Source organism: Pseudomonas sp. X4 (genome assembly GCF_040784925.1).
Lineage (GTDB): Bacteria > Pseudomonadota > Gammaproteobacteria > Pseudomonadales > Pseudomonadaceae > Aquipseudomonas > Aquipseudomonas putida_Z.
The window spans coordinates 122232-135449 of record NZ_CP160798.1 but is presented as its reverse complement, the minus strand read 5'-3'; the positions used below and the strand labels follow the sequence as shown (position 1 = coordinate 135449).

Sequence of the window (13218 nt, the reverse complement as noted above, 5' to 3'; positions counted from 1 at the left end):
AAAACGCCCGGCCAGGCCGGGCGTTGAACGCGACGGTCAGCTTAGATGCGTTTGGCCTGTGCTGCCGCGTTGCCGATGTAAGTAGCAGGGGTCAGCTGCTTGAGCTCGGCCTTGGCTTCGGCTGGCATGTCCAGGCCGTCGATGAAGGTCAGCAGCGCTTCCGGGGTGATGCCCTTGCCACGGGTCAGCTCTTTGAGCTTCTCGTAGGGGTTTTCGATGTTGAAGCGGCGCATCACGGTCTGGATCGGCTCGGCCAGCACTTCCCAGCAGGCGTCCAGGTCGGCGGCGATGCGGGCTTCGTTGACTTCCAGCTTGCCGATGCCTTTCAGGCTGGCTTCGTAGGCGATGACGCTGTGGGCAAAGCCCACGCCCAGGTTGCGCAGCACGGTGGAGTCGGTCAGGTCACGCTGCCAGCGCGAGATCGGCAGCTTGCTGGCCAGGTGCTGGAACAGCGCGTTGGCGATACCCAGGTTGCCTTCGGAGTTTTCGAAGTCGATCGGGTTGACCTTGTGCGGCATGGTCGACGAGCCGATTTCGCCGGCAACGGTCTTCTGCTTGAAGTAGCCCAGCGAAATGTAGCCCCACACATCGCGATCGAAGTCGATCAGGATGGTGTTGAAGCGGGCGATGGCGTCGAACAGCTCGGCGATGTAGTCGTGCGGCTCGATCTGGGTGGTGTACGGGTTGAACTGCAGGCCCAGCTCGTCTTCGATGAAGGCGCGGGCGTTCTGCTCCCAGTCGATCTGCGAGTAGGCCGACAGGTGGGCGTTGTAGTTGCCCACGGCACCGTTGATCTTGCCCAGCAGCGGTACGGCGGCAACCTGGGCGATCTGGCGTTCCAGGCGGTACACGACGTTGGCCAGTTCCTTGCCCAGGGTGGTCGGCGAAGCCGGCTGGCCGTGGGTGCGCGACAGCATCGGCACGTCGGCGTGGGCGTGGGCCAGGGCGCGGATGGCGTCGGCGATCTGGCGCATCAGCGGCAGCAGCACTTCGTCACGGCCGGCGCGCAGCATCAGGGCGTGGGACAGGTTGTTGATGTCCTCGCTGGTGCAGGCGAAGTGGATGAACTCGCTGACCTTGGCCAGCTCAGGCAGCTTGGCGGCCTGCTCCTTGAGGAGGTATTCGATCGCCTTGACGTCGTGGTTGGTGGTGCGCTCGATTTCCTTGACGCGTTCGGCGTGCTCGAGCTTGAAGTCGGTGGCCAGGCTGTCCAGCAGGGCGTTGGCTTCGGCGGAGAACGCCGGCACTTCGCCGATCTGCGGGTGGGCGGCCAGGCGCTGCAGCCAGCGCACTTCGACCAGGGCGCGGAAACGGATCAGGCCGAATTCGCTGAAAATGGGGCGCAAGGCCTGGGTTTTGCCGGCATAACGGCCGTCTACAGGGGAAACCGCAGTGAGCGAAGAAAGCTGCATGGGGTGTTCTCGGACAGTCAGGCTTTTGGAAGGGCGCATATCATACATGAAAAATGCGCTCAGGTCGGGTGGCTGACCAAAGGTCGGGCCATAAATCAGCTGTGCATTGTGCATTGCCTGTTCCGGCCCTATCGCCGGCAAGCCAGCTCCCACAGGTACTGCACCGGTCTTGAGCACAGTGCATATCCTGTGTGGAGCTGGCTTGCCGGCGATGAGGCCGGAACTGTCAGCCCCTGTCAGGAGGGGCTGCGCATCATGTCGTACAGTTCGTTCAACAGCTTGCGCCGGCTGAATACCAGCTGCCAGCGGTGCCCGCCCAGCTGGCGCCACAGGCGTGCGGCGCGGATGCCGGCCAGCAGCAGGGCGCGGATCTTCGAGGCGTTGCTGGCCTGCTGCAGGAAGCGCATGTCGCCATGTACCTGGATGCGCTGGCGCAAGGTGCTCAGGGTGTCCTGGTACAAGGCTCCACTGGAAGCGATGACGTTTTCATGAACCAGGCCGAAATGCTCGGCCTGGGACTGGATTTGCGGCAGGCGGTTGCCGATGGTGTCGAGCAGGTCGCCGCGCTTGTTCAGCTGGCGCTCCAGGCCCAGCATCGACAGGGCGTAGCGCAGCGGCTCGCGCTGCAGGCTGCTGGGGTCGCGCTCCAGCGCGCCGACCAGCGCGCGATAGCCGTCGCGCAGGTTCAGGTCGTCACCGCCGAACACCTCCAGGGTGTCCTTGGGGTCGCGGACCAGCAGGCTGCCGAGCATGCAGCCGATGTTGGCCTCGCTGGCCTGGCCGGTGCGGGCAATGCGGTCGACCAGTACGGCGGCCTGGAACACACCGCCCAACGCAATCAGCTGCTCCTGCAGGTTGCTCATGCGCGCGGGCTCCACGGCTCGGCGGCTTCGATCACGCCGCCGCCCAGGCACACTTCGCCGTCGTAGAACACCACCGACTGGCCCGGGGTAACGGCACGTTGCGGTTCGTCGAACACCGCACGGTAACCGCTTTCGGTTAGTTCCAGGGTGCACTGCTGGTCGCTCTGGCGGTAGCGCACCTTGGCGGTGAGCTGGCGCGGGGTGCGGAGGTCGACCGGGTTGACCCAGAAGATTTCCGAAGCGAGCAGGGCGCGGGAGAACAACCACGGGTGTTCATTGCCCTGGCCGACCACCAGCACGTTGCGGGTCAGGTCCTTGTGCAGCACGTACCACGGCTCGTCACCGGCGTCCTTCAGGCCGCCAATGCCCAAGCCCTGGCGCTGGCCGATGGTGTGGTACATCAGCCCGTGGTGGCGGCCGATCACTTCACCGTCGGTGGTCTCGATGTTGCCCGGCTGGGCCGGCAGGTATTGCTTGAGGAAGTCGCTGAAGCGGCGCTCGCCGATGAAGCAGATGCCGGTGGAGTCCTTCTTCTTGGCGGTGGCCAGGCCGTGCTTTTCGGCAATGGCGCGTACTTCGGGCTTTTCCAGCTCGCCAACCGGGAACAGGGTGCGGGCGATTTCCTTGCCGCCGACGGCGTGCAGGAAGTAGCTCTGGTCCTTGTTCGGGTCCAGGCCCTTGAGCAGTTCGGTGAGCTCGCCGGTGTCGCGGCGGCGCACGTAGTGGCCGGTGGCGATCAGGTCGGCACCCAGCGACAGGGCGTAGTCGAGGAACGCCTTGAACTTGATTTCGCGGTTGCAGAGGATGTCCGGGTTGGGCGTGCGGCCGGCCTTGTACTCTTCGAGGAAGTGCTCGAACACGTTGTCCCAGTATTCGGCGGCGAAGTTGGCGGTGTGCAACTTGATGCCGATGCGGTCACATACGGCCTGGGCGTCGGCCAAGTCTTCACGGGCGGTGCAGTATTCGGTGCCGTCGTCTTCTTCCCAGTTCTTCATGAACAGCCCTTCCACCTGGTAGCCCTGCTCCATGAGCAGAAGGGCGGAGACGGAAGAGTCCACGCCGCCGGACATGCCGACGATAACGCGGGTCTTGGCGGGGTCTTTGAGTGCTGGGCTGGTCATGGTTACCGGTGTGTATCAAGGGGGAAAAACGCCGATTCTATCAAACCTGCGGCGGCGCGTCAGTCGCGCAGCAGGTCGAGGCTGTGCAAGGGACCTTTCAGGTAGTCGTCGAGGCAGCGTGGCACCAGCTCGCTGCGCCAGCGGGCGGGGTCGGCCAGCAGTTCGTCGCGGGTCAGCCACACGGCGCGGACGATGTCGCTGTCCAGTGCCAGGTCGGCGTGATGGCGCACGGGGCGGGCGGCGAAGCAGATGCGCTGGTAGGTCACGCCGTTGCTTGGGGCGGTGTACAGGTAGATGCCGACGACGCCGGTGAGCTCGACTTCCCAGGCGGTTTCTTCGAGGGTTTCGCGCAGGGCGGCCTGGGGCAGGGTCTCGTTGGGTTCGAGGTGGCCGGCGGGCTGGTTGAAGACGTGCTGGTTGGCTTTGAATTCTTCGACGAAGAGGAACTTGCCTTCGTGTTCGACGATGGTGGCGACGGTGATGTGGGGTTGCCAGGTCATTTGTATGTCCCTTCAGATTGGTGGGGCCGCTTTGCGGCCCATCGCCGGCAAGCCAGCTCCCACAGGTGCAGTGCAAGCTTGAGGCATTCACAATACTTGTGGGAGCTGGCTTGCCGGCGATGGGTTGCAGAGCAACCCCATTTCCCAGAAAGCACAAACCCCGGTGCGTGGCCGGGGTTTGTGCTGTTACTTCAAGCGAACCTTACAGGGCGGCAATGGCGCTGTTCAGGGTCTGGCTTGGGCGCATCACCTTGGCGGTCAGCTCGGCATCCGGGGCGTAGTAGCCACCGATGTCGGCCGGCTTGCCCTGGACGGCGTTGAGCTCGGCGACGATGGTCTCCTCGTTCTCGGTCAGGGTCTTGGCCAGTGGTGCGAAGCGTGCCTGCAGGGCAGCGTCGTCGTTCTGCGCAGCCAGGGCCTGAGCCCAGTACAGGGTCAGGTAGAAGTGGCTGCCGCGGTTGTCGATACCACCGACTTTGCGCGAAGGCGACTTGTTGGTGTCGAGGAACTTGCCGGTGGCCTGGTCCAGGGTGTTGGCCAGCACTTTGGCGCGCGGGTTGTCGTAGGTGTTGCCCAGGTGCTCCAGGGAAGCGGCCAGGGCCAGGAATTCACCCAGCGAGTCCCAACGCAGGAAGTTCTCTTCCACCAGCTGCTGCACGTGCTTCGGTGCCGAACCGCCGGCGCCGGTTTCGAACAGGCCGCCACCGCTCATCAGCGGCACGATCGACAGCATCTTGGCGCTGGTGCCCAGTTCCATGATCGGGAACAGGTCGGTCAGGTAGTCACGCAGCACGTTGCCGGTCACCGAGATGGTGTCCTTGCCTTCGCGGATGCGGGCCAGGGAGAACTTGATGGCGTCGACCGGTGCCAGGATGCGGATGTCCAGGCCGGAGGTGTCGTGATCCTTCAGGTACTTCTGCACCTTCTCGATCATCACGCCGTCGTGGGCGCGGGCCGGGTCCAGCCAGAACACTGCAGGGGTGTTGCTCAGGCGGGCACGGTTGACGGCCAGCTTGACCCAGTCCTGGATCGGCGCGTCCTTGACCTGGCACATGCGGAAGATGTCGCCGGCTTCGACGTTCTGCTCGAGAACGACCTGGCCTTTGCTGTCGACCACGCGCACGACGCCGTCGGCCTTGATCTGGAAGGTCTTGTCGTGGGAGCCGTACTCTTCGGCCTTCTGTGCCATCAGGCCGACGTTCGGTACGCTGCCCATGGTGGTCGGGTCGAAGGCGCCGTTGGCCTTGCAGTCTTCGATGGTGGCCTGGTAGATGCCGGCGTAGCAGCGGTCCGGGATGATCGCCTTGGCATCCTGCAGTTCGCCGGCGGCGTTCCACATCTTGCCCGAGTCACGGATCATGGCCGGCATCGAGGCGTCGACGATGACGTCGCTCGGCACGTGCAGGTTGGTGATGCCTTTGTCGGAGTTGACCATGGCCAGGGCCGGACGCTGGGCGTACAGGGCCTGGATGTCGGCTTCGATCTCGGCCTGCTTCTCGGCTGGCAGGTCCTTGATGCGGGCGTACAGGTCGCCGATGCCGTTGTTGGCGTTGAAGCCTACTTCAGCCAGGGCGGCGGCGTGCTTGGCCAGCACGTCGTTGTAGAACTCTTCGACGATGACGCCGAACATGATCGGGTCGGAGACCTTCATCATGGTGGCTTTCAGGTGTACCGACAGCAGCACGCCGGAAGCCTTGGCATCGGCGATCTGCTCGGCGATGAAGGCTTTCAGGGCCTTGCGGCTCATGGTGGCACAGTCGATGACTTCGGCAGCTTTTACCGCAGTCTTTTCTTTCAGTACGGTGGTGTTGCCGTCTTTGCCGACCAGCTCGATGCGCAGGCTGTCGTCAGCTTCGATCAGTGCGGCTTTCTCGCTGCCGTAGAAGTCGCCCTGGGTCATGTGGGCAACGTGCGACTTGGAGTCGGCAGCCCAGGCGCCCATCTTGTGCGGGTGCTTGCGGGCGTAGTTCTTGACCGACAGCGGCGCGCGGCGGTCGGAGTTGCCTTCGCGCAGGACCGGGTTCACGGCGGAACCTTTGATGCGGTCGTAGCGGGCACGGGATTCTTTCTCTTCCGCGGTGGCTGGCTCGTCGGCGTAGTCAGGGATGTTGAAGCCCTTGCCTTGCAGTTCCTTGATCGCGGCTTTCAGCTGCGGTACCGAGGCGCTGATGTTCGGCAGCTTGATGATGTTGGCTTCAGGGGTGGTAGCCAGCTGGCCCAGTTCCGCCAGGTGATCGCCTACTTGCTTCTCTGCGCCCAGTTGCTCCGGGAAGGCGGCGAGGATACGGCCAGCCAGGGAGATGTCGCGGGTTTCGACGGCGATGTCAGCCGAAGCGGTGAAGGCTTCGATGATCGGCAGCAGCGAGTAAGTGGCGAGGGCGGGGGCTTCGTCGGTGAAGGTATAGATGATCTTGGAACGGGTGGGCATGCGGGTTAACTCTCTGTGTGCTGAGCGTGCTCGAGTCTCGTGGTGCGCAGGGTAGGCGCATCGCCCTGGCAACGCCATGAGCGGAAAGTCGAGAGGCTGCGAGCGGTGATGGTGGATGCATCAGTCGAGCGTCAAGTGCTGAGCTGCGGTAACAGTCCAGGCTTCGTGGCCAGGCTTTGTGTCCATTCATGGCCAAGGGCGGTCCGCATTTTTCCAAGGGATCGCCCCGATGACCCTTCGGTCGCGGCGGAGTATACCAAACCATTCGGGCTAATCAGCAAGGCCAAGTGATATCGGCCCATTTATAAGACCAAAGACTAAGCGGCAATGTGGCGAAATGCCGCAGCATCGGCGGTGCATCCTTCGCGGGCGCGTCGGGTCGCCGCACCGCCGCTCCCACAGCTTGCAGGTCGGCAGATGTGGTTTAGGCTCAGTGGATCGCATGATGTCCAATCACACCCGACAGCGGAGTAGTGCAAGCATGGGATACCAGAAAATCAAGGTTCCGACCGACGGCGCGAAGATCACCGTCAATGCAGACCATTCGCTCAACGTTCCTGACAACCCGATCATTCCTTATATCGAGGGCGACGGGATTGGCGTCGATGTCTCGCCGGTAATGATCAAGGTGGTCGATGCCGCCGTGCAGAAGGCCTACGGCGGCAAGCGCAAGATCGCCTGGATGGAGGTGTACGCCGGCGAAAAAGCCACCCAGGTCTACGACCAGGACACCTGGCTGCCCCAGGAAACCCTCGATGCCGTACGTGATTACGTGGTGTCGATCAAGGGGCCGCTGACCACCCCGGTGGGCGGCGGTATCCGTTCGCTCAACGTGGCCTTGCGCCAGCAACTGGACCTGTACGTGTGCCTGCGCCCGGTGCTGTGGTTCCAGGGCGTGCCCAGCCCGGTGAAAAAACCCGGCGATGTGGACATGGTGATCTTCCGCGAGAACTCCGAGGACATCTATGCCGGCATCGAGTGGAAGGCCGGTTCGCCCGAGGCGAACAAGGTGATCAAGTTCCTCAAGGAGGAAATGGGCGTTACCAAGATCCGCTTCGACCAGGACTGTGGCATTGGCGTCAAGCCGGTGTCGAAGGAAGGCACCAAGCGCCTGGTGCGCAAGGCGCTGCAGTACGTGGTGGACAACGACCGCGAGTCGCTGACCCTGGTGCACAAGGGCAACATCATGAAGTTCACCGAGGGTGCCTTCAAGGACTGGGGCTATGAAGTGGCGCGCGACGAGTTCGGGGCCGAGCTGCTCGATGGTGGCCCATGGATGAAGTTCAAGAACCCCAAGAGCGGCCGTGAGGTCATCGTCAAGGACGCCATCGCCGACGCCATGCTGCAGCAGATCCTGCTGCGCCCGGCCGAGTACGACGTGATCGCCACCCTCAACCTCAACGGTGACTACCTGTCCGATGCCCTGGCGGCGGAAGTGGGCGGTATCGGCATTGCGCCGGGTGCCAACCTGTCCGACACCGTGGCCATGTTCGAGGCCACCCACGGCACCGCGCCCAAGTATGCCGGGCAGGACAAGGTCAACCCGGGTTCGGTGATCCTGTCGGCGGAGATGATGCTGCGGCACATGGGCTGGACCGAGGCGGCGGACCTGATCATCAAGGGTACCAATGGCGCGATTGCTGCCAAGACCGTGACCTATGACTTCGAACGCCTGATGGACGGCGCCAGGCTGGTGAGCAGTTCAGGCTTTGGCGATGAAATGATCAAGCATATGTAAGGCAACGGAAAACCGGCCGCTTCCAGTCAGGAGGCGGCCGGTTTTTTCGTGTACCGGCAGGCGGCGCGGCAGTTCAGGCGTCGGCAGTGCTGCTGGTTTGCGGAGCCCTGGCGGCCGCGGCGGCAGTGGCGCTGCTGATATTCACCGCGTGCAGGCCTTTGGGGCCCTGGACGATGTCGAAGCTCACGGCCTGGCCGGCCTTGAGCGTCTTGTACCCGTCCATCTGGATGGCTGAATAATGAGCGAACAAGTCGTCAGTCTTGCCCTCTTCATTGATGAATCCGTAGCCCTTGGCATTGTTGAACCACTTGACTTTACCGCTTGCCATCCCTATGTCCCTCTGCAAAGGACTCCATCACTGGAGTATCATCCACTTCATCCGCATACGAACCATGCGAAAAATCTGGTTGACTGCGCGGATCTTTATCGACCACGGTGGGTTCTTATTGGTTGTAACACCGTTTTGCCGATAGTCAAGGTCGCCCGGCGCCTGCGCTGGCCGTGCCCTTCGCAGTCAACCCACAACCTTAACCTGTCGCTCATGATGAAATTCTTTCCATGCATGCACCTAGTGAGATTCGACTAACATTCAATCAGGATCGCCCGCAATCGAATGAGGACGACGGCTCGGGTCTTGCAGTTCAGGAAGCCAAGCCGATCCTGCAGGCGCCACCGATGTACAAGGTGGTTTTGTTCAACGATGACTACACGCCGATGGATTTCGTCGTCGAAGTGCTCGAGACGTTCTTCAATCTGAACCGCGAGCTGGCGACCAAGATCATGCTGACCGTCCATACCGAAGGGCGGGCAGTGTGCGGATTGTTTACCCGTGACATCGCCGAAACAAAGGCTATGCAGGTCAACCAATACGCCAGGGAAAGCCAGCATCCGCTACTCTGTGAAATCGAGAAGGACGGTTAATCGCCGACCACTTGGGTATGAGGTGAAGCTATGTTAAACCGCGAGCTCGAAGTCACCCTCAATCTTGCCTTCAAGGAGGCTCGTTCGAAGCGTCATGAGTTCATGACCGTCGAACATCTGCTGCTGGCACTCCTTGACAATGAGGCTGCCGCGACCGTTCTGCGCGCCTGTGGCGCCAATCTCGACAAACTCAAGCACGACCTGCAAGAGTTCATCGATTCCACTACACCCCTGATCCCGGTCAACGATGAAGATCGCGAAACCCAGCCGACCCTGGGCTTCCAGCGTGTACTGCAGCGTGCCGTGTTCCACGTGCAAAGCTCCGGCAAGCGTGAAGTCACTGGCGCCAACGTGCTGGTGGCGATCTTCAGCGAACAGGAAAGCCAGGCCGTGTTCCTGCTCAAGCAGCAGAGCGTGGCCCGCATCGACGTGGTCAACTACATCGCCCATGGCATCTCCAAGGTGCCGGGCCATGGTCCGCATTCCGAAAACGACCAGGAAATGCAGGATGAAGAGGGCGGCGATACCGCCTCTTCGAGCAACCCGCTGGATGCCTATGCCAGCAACCTGAACGAACTGGCCCGTGCCGGACGTATCGACCCGCTGGTAGGCCGCGAGCAGGAAGTGGAGCGCGTGGCGCAAATCCTTGCCCGTCGGCGCAAGAACAACCCGCTGCTGGTGGGTGAGGCAGGCGTGGGCAAGACCGCCATCGCCGAAGGCCTGGCCAAGCGTATCGTCGATGGCCAGGTGCCCGATTTGCTGGCGCAGAGCGTGGTGTATTCCCTCGATCTCGGCGCACTGCTGGCGGGTACCAAATACCGTGGCGATTTCGAGAAGCGCTTCAAGGCGCTGCTCGGCGAGCTGCGCAAGCGCCCGCAGGCGATCCTGTTCATCGACGAAATCCACACCATCATTGGTGCCGGTGCGGCGTCGGGCGGGGTGATGGATGCGTCCAACCTGCTCAAGCCACTGCTGTCGTCCGGTGAGATCCGTTGCATCGGTTCGACCACCTTCCAGGAATTCCGCGGCATTTTCGAGAAGGACCGTGCCCTGGCGCGGCGCTTCCAGAAGGTCGATGTCAGCGAGCCGTCGGTCGAAGACACCGTGGGCATCCTGCGTGGCCTGAAAGGCCGCTTCGAAAGCCACCACAACATCGAGTACAGCGACGAAGCCTTGCGCGCCGCCGCTGAACTGGCCTCGCGCTACATCAATGACCGGCACATGCCGGACAAGGCCATCGACGTGATCGACGAAGCCGGTGCCTACCAGCGCCTGCAGCCGGAGGCTAACCGCGTCAAGCGCATCGACGTGCCGCAGGTCGAAGACATCGTCGCCAAGATCGCGCGGATTCCGCCGAAGCACGTCACCAGTTCCGACAAGGAACTGCTGCGCAACCTCGAGCGTGACCTGAAGTTGACCGTATTTGGTCAGGACCAGGCGATCGATTCGCTGGCCACCGCCATCAAGCTGTCCCGCGCCGGCCTCAAGTCGCCGGACAAGCCTGTCGGTTCGTTCCTGTTCGCCGGCCCGACCGGCGTCGGCAAGACCGAAGCAGCACGGCAGCTGGCCAAGGCGCTGGGCGTGGAGCTGGTGCGCTTCGACATGTCCGAGTACATGGAACGCCACACCGTGTCGCGCCTGATCGGTGCGCCTCCTGGCTATGTTGGCTTTGACCAGGGTGGTTTGCTGACCGAGGCGATCACCAAGCAACCGCACTGCGTATTGCTGCTCGACGAAATCGAGAAGGCCCACCCGGAAGTCTTCAACCTGCTGCTGCAGGTGATGGATCACGGTACCCTGACCGACAACAACGGGCGCAAGGCCGACTTCCGCAACGTGATCCTGATCATGACCACCAACGCTGGCGCAGAAACCGCCGCGCGGGCCTCGATCGGCTTTACTCATCAGGACCATGCGTCCGATGCCATGGAAGTCATCCGCAAGAGCTTCACGCCGGAGTTCCGCAACCGCCTGGACACCATCATCCAGTTTGGCCGCCTGAGCCACGAGACGATCAAGAGCATCGTCGACAAGTTCCTTATCGAACTGCAGGCGCAGCTGGAAGACAAGCGAGTGCTGCTGGAAGTCAGCGATGATGCACGCGGCTGGCTGGCGGCCTCGGGCTACGACGTGCAGATGGGTGCGCGGCCGATGGCGCGGCTGATCCAGGACAAGATCAAGCGGCCGCTGGCCGAGGAGATCCTGTTTGGCGAACTGGCCGAGCATGGTGGCGTGGTGCACGTCGACCTGCGCGATGGCGAACTGGTGTTCGACTTCGAGACCACGGCTGAGGTTGCGTGACAGATGGGGCCGCTATGCGGCCCTTCGCGGGCACGCCCGCTCCCACAGGGGATAGCTATTACCTGTGGGAGCGGGCGTGCCCGCGAAGGGCTGCAAAGCAGCCCCCTACAATCCTGAAGGCACAAAAAAGCCCGGCACATGGCCGGGCTTTTTCATGGCTTGAGCTTAGCGCGCACGGTAGGTGATGCGGCCCTTGCTCAGGTCGTAGGGCGTCAGTTCGACGCGGACCTTGTCGCCAGTGAGAATACGGATATAGTTCTTGCGCATCTTTCCGGAGATGTGCGCGGTTACGACGTGCCCGTTTTCCAACTCCACGCGGAACATGGTGTTGGGCAGGGTGTCGACGACAGTACCTTCCATTTCGAAGCTGTCTTCTTTCGACATGCAGTAGAGCCCTCGGATCCAGTGTTGGCCCGACGCATAACCGCACCGGGCAAAAAAGTGGCGTGGATTATGCCCGAAAACTGTGTGTCAAGCCAATGCCTTTCAGTTGAGGGTGACCCAGCGCTGATTTATCAACAGTTCGATAGGCCGATACTGCGTCTTGTAGTTCATTTTCTTGCAGTTCTTGATCCAGTAACCCAGGTAAACCGCCTCCAGGTCCTGGCGCAGGGCTTCGGTGATCTGCCAGAGGATGGCGAAGCGGCCCAGGCTGCGGCGTTCTTCGTCCGGCTCGTAGAAGGTGTACACCGCTGACAGGCCGTTGGGCAGCAGGTCGCACACCGCTACCGCCATCAAGCGGCCTTCCAGGCGGAACTCGTAGAACCAGCAGAACGGCAGGTCGCGCACCAGGAAGGTGGAGAACTGGTCGCGGCTGGGCGGGTACATGTCACCGTCGGCGTGGCGCGTTTCGATATAGCGCCGGTACAGCTCGAAGTACTCTTCCTTGAACGCCGGGCGCGCGGCGGTCACGGTCAGGTCGGCGTTGCGCTTGAGGATGCGCCGTTGCTGGCGGTTGGGGATGAAGCGCGCCGCCGGGATGCGTGCCGGCACGCAGGCATTGCAGTTCTGGCAATGCGGGCGGTACAGGTGGTCGCCACTGCGGCGGAAGCCCATTTCCGACAAATCGGCGTACACGTGCACGTCCATCGGCTGGCTGGGGTCGAGGAACAGTGTGGTTGCCTGTTCGTCGGGCAGGTAGCTGCAGGAGTGGGGCTGAGTGGCATAGAACTTCAACCGCGCCAACTCTGTCATGATCAACCCCCTCGGTGAGACTTTGCTTTAAGTGTAAGCCAGCTATGGGAACTCGCCTAGGGAAGCCATGTGGCGCTGTTGGGCTGGTCGAGGTGGCGTGCCAGGTAGCCGGCGAACTCGGCGCGGCTGATGGCGTGGGCGCCCAGGCTGTGCAGGTGGTTGGTCGGCATCTGGCAGTCGATGAGGACGAAACCGGCCTGGCGCAGGTGGTTGACCAGGGTCACGAAGCCGACCTTGGAGGCATTGTCGGCGCGGCTGAACATCGATTCGCCGAAGAACAGCTGGCCCATGGCCAGGCCGTACAGGCCGCCGACCAGCTCGCCATCCTGGCGCACCTCCACCGAATGGGCGATGCCGCGCCGGTGCAGCTCGCAGTAGGCGGCGCGCATGGTGTCGGTGATCCAGGTGCCGTCGGCGTAGTCACGTGGCGCGGCGCAGGCGGCGATCACCGCCGGGAAGTCGGTGTCGAAGCTGACCTGGTAACGACCCTGGCGCATCAGCTTGGCCAGCGAGCGCGACACGTGCAGCTGGTCCGGGAGCAGCACCGTGCGCGGGTCGGGCGACCACCAGAGGATCGGCTGGCCGTCCTGGTACCACGGGAAGCAGCCATGGCGATAGGCCTGCACCAGGCGCTCGGGGCTCAGGTCGCCGCCGGCAGCGAGCAGGCCGTTGGGGTCGTGCAGGGCCTTTTCCAGGGGCGGGAAGGTCAGCGAGTCGCGGGTCAGCCAGGTGAGCATGGT

The 13218-nt window shown here is 62.7% G+C and carries 12 protein-coding genes; 3 read left to right on the top strand and 9 right to left on the bottom strand.

The window, feature by feature from the left end; genetic code table 11:
* Positions 1-41 precede the first annotated feature (41 nt).
* The 5 genes from purB to ABX298_RS00650 form a co-directional block, all read right to left on the bottom strand.
* Complete coding sequence (gene purB / locus ABX298_RS00670; protein WP_013973297.1) at positions 42-1412, bottom strand: adenylosuccinate lyase; 1371 nt, start codon at positions 1410-1412, stop codon at positions 42-44.
* 236 nt (positions 1413-1648) lie between these two features.
* A complete protein-coding gene (hflD, locus tag ABX298_RS00665) occupies positions 1649-2275 on the bottom strand; it encodes a high frequency lysogenization protein HflD (RefSeq protein ID WP_015270973.1) in 627 nt (208 codons plus the stop codon).
* Positions 2272-3396, bottom strand: coding sequence for a tRNA 2-thiouridine(34) synthase MnmA (gene mnmA / locus ABX298_RS00660; RefSeq protein WP_367393926.1), 1125 nt, complete (start codon positions 3394-3396; stop codon positions 2272-2274). Before mnmA ends, hflD begins: the two co-directional genes overlap by 4 nt.
* Positions 3397-3455: 59 nt before the next feature.
* Entirely contained in the window at positions 3456-3896 is a 441-nt protein-coding gene (locus tag ABX298_RS00655; RefSeq protein WP_025339778.1) for an NUDIX hydrolase, read from the bottom strand.
* 202 nt (positions 3897-4098) lie between these two features.
* Positions 4099-6324: an NADP-dependent isocitrate dehydrogenase gene (locus ABX298_RS00650; RefSeq protein ID WP_085664675.1), complete on the bottom strand. Its 2226-nt coding sequence runs from the start codon at positions 6322-6324 to the stop codon at positions 4099-4101.
* A gap of 481 nt (positions 6325-6805) precedes the next feature.
* Between ABX298_RS00650 and icd the strand changes: the two genes are divergently transcribed.
* Positions 6806-8062: an NADP-dependent isocitrate dehydrogenase gene (icd, locus tag ABX298_RS00645; protein WP_025339776.1), complete on the top strand. Its 1257-nt coding sequence runs from the start codon at positions 6806-6808 to the stop codon at positions 8060-8062.
* 73 nt (positions 8063-8135) lie between these two features.
* Here the strand turns inward: icd and cspD are convergent, their stop codons facing one another.
* Positions 8136-8390: a cold shock domain-containing protein CspD gene (gene cspD / locus ABX298_RS00640; protein ID WP_085614900.1), complete on the bottom strand. Its 255-nt coding sequence runs from the start codon at positions 8388-8390 to the stop codon at positions 8136-8138.
* A 230-nt stretch (positions 8391-8620) separates the two neighbouring features.
* Between cspD and clpS the strand changes: the two genes are divergently transcribed.
* Positions 8621-8983, top strand: a complete 363-nt coding sequence (gene clpS / locus ABX298_RS00635) for an ATP-dependent Clp protease adapter ClpS (protein WP_013973290.1) — start codon at positions 8621-8623, stop codon at positions 8981-8983.
* A 30-nt stretch (positions 8984-9013) separates the two neighbouring features.
* The gene (gene clpA / locus ABX298_RS00630; RefSeq protein WP_025339774.1) at positions 9014-11284 is read left to right on the top strand and encodes an ATP-dependent Clp protease ATP-binding subunit ClpA; all 2271 of its coding nucleotides are present in this window, start codon (positions 9014-9016) and stop codon (positions 11282-11284) included.
* 165 nt (positions 11285-11449) lie between these two features.
* Here clpA and infA read toward each other — a convergent pair whose 3' ends face one another.
* From infA to aat, 3 genes are all read right to left on the bottom strand, one after another.
* Positions 11450-11668, bottom strand: a complete 219-nt coding sequence (infA, locus tag ABX298_RS00625) for a translation initiation factor IF-1 (RefSeq protein WP_002553999.1) — start codon at positions 11666-11668, stop codon at positions 11450-11452.
* A gap of 102 nt (positions 11669-11770) precedes the next feature.
* Positions 11771-12478, bottom strand: coding sequence for an arginyltransferase (locus tag ABX298_RS00620; protein ID WP_013973288.1), 708 nt, complete (start codon positions 12476-12478; stop codon positions 11771-11773).
* A 56-nt stretch (positions 12479-12534) separates the two neighbouring features.
* A complete protein-coding gene (gene aat / locus ABX298_RS00615) occupies positions 12535-13215 on the bottom strand; it encodes a leucyl/phenylalanyl-tRNA--protein transferase (RefSeq protein WP_075045644.1) in 681 nt (226 codons plus the stop codon).
* Positions 13216-13218 lie beyond the last annotated feature (3 nt).

Coding starts and splice junctions, on each gene's coding strand:
- clpA (WP_025339774.1), top strand. CDS start 9,014: ATGTTAAACCGCGAGCTCGAAGTCACCCTCAATCTTGCCTTCAAGGAG.
- purB (WP_013973297.1), bottom strand. CDS start 1,412: ATGCAGCTTTCTTCGCTCACTGCGGTTTCCCCTGTAGACGGCCGTTAT.
- ABX298_RS00620 (WP_013973288.1), bottom strand. CDS start 12,478: ATGACAGAGTTGGCGCGGTTGAAGTTCTATGCCACTCAGCCCCACTCC.
- cspD (WP_085614900.1), bottom strand. CDS start 8,390: ATGGCAAGCGGTAAAGTCAAGTGGTTCAACAATGCCAAGGGCTACGGA.
- ABX298_RS00650 (WP_085664675.1), bottom strand. CDS start 6,324: ATGCCCACCCGTTCCAAGATCATCTATACCTTCACCGACGAAGCCCCC.
- ABX298_RS00655 (WP_025339778.1), bottom strand. CDS start 3,896: ATGACCTGGCAACCCCACATCACCGTCGCCACCATCGTCGAACACGAA.
- clpS (WP_013973290.1), top strand. CDS start 8,621: ATGCATGCACCTAGTGAGATTCGACTAACATTCAATCAGGATCGCCCG.
- aat (WP_075045644.1), bottom strand. CDS start 13,215: ATGCTCACCTGGCTGACCCGCGACTCGCTGACCTTCCCGCCCCTGGAA.
- mnmA (WP_367393926.1), bottom strand. CDS start 3,396: ATGACCAGCCCAGCACTCAAAGACCCCGCCAAGACCCGCGTTATCGTC.
- hflD (WP_015270973.1), bottom strand. CDS start 2,275: ATGAGCAACCTGCAGGAGCAGCTGATTGCGTTGGGCGGTGTGTTCCAG.
- icd (WP_025339776.1), top strand. CDS start 6,806: ATGGGATACCAGAAAATCAAGGTTCCGACCGACGGCGCGAAGATCACC.
- infA (WP_002553999.1), bottom strand. CDS start 11,668: ATGTCGAAAGAAGACAGCTTCGAAATGGAAGGTACTGTCGTCGACACC.